The 634-nt window shown below is 35.0% G+C and carries 1 protein-coding gene and 1 pseudogene; both read left to right on the top strand.

The window, feature by feature from the left end; translation table 11 throughout:
• Positions 1–193 precede the first annotated feature (193 nt).
• The gene (locus ACF91D_RS31300) at positions 194–289 is read left to right on the top strand and encodes a type I toxin-antitoxin system Fst family toxin (RefSeq protein WP_115337982.1); all 96 of its coding nucleotides are present in this window, start codon (positions 194–196) and stop codon (positions 287–289) included.
• Positions 290–551: 262 nt separating this feature from the next.
• Positions 552–634: pseudogene (locus ACF91D_RS31305) on the top strand (recombinase family protein); the annotation flags it as partial.

A 634-nucleotide genomic window follows, 5' to 3' on the forward strand; every position in this document is an offset into this window, starting at 1 on the left:
GTATATAAGTAGAAATCTAGTTGTTTTTTATTCATAATGTGACTATGTAGAGAGGAAAAAATTTAAAAAGTATAGTCTGATTTTACATATTTCAACTTATCGGAAGCACATATGCTTGTGGATTTACAGATGGTATAATAATGGAGTCGCCTATCTCTCAGGCGTCAATTGACGTAGAGAGGAGGTGCTAAAAATGACAGATATCTTTGTTCACATCACGACCACAGTCATCAGTGGTTGTATCGTTGCGCTGTTTGCACATTGGTTACGTAAGCGTAACGATAAGTAAATAGGCGACATAACCGCACTAAAAACCCCTCACTACTCGCAATAGTGAGGGGTTTGGTGCATCAAATGCAGATATCTTTGTTAATTGCATTATAACATCATAGTGCGTAAGAATGCAAAATAGTTGGAATATCTATACTATTTATTATCTTTTCTACTTGTTCTAATAGCTAAGCATCTGCACTTTATTGAGCAATAGATATTTAGAAAACACACCGTTACCGGGAAGTCATAATATATTAGGAGAGGAAGGAGGAATTAAAATGGCTAAAATAGGATATTCACGTGTTTCAACACGAGATCAAAGTTTAGATTATCAAATTGATACTCTAGACGACTATGGTTG

The sequence above is a fragment of the Staphylococcus sp. 231237_7MaSpsaltlick genome (assembly GCF_043107035.1).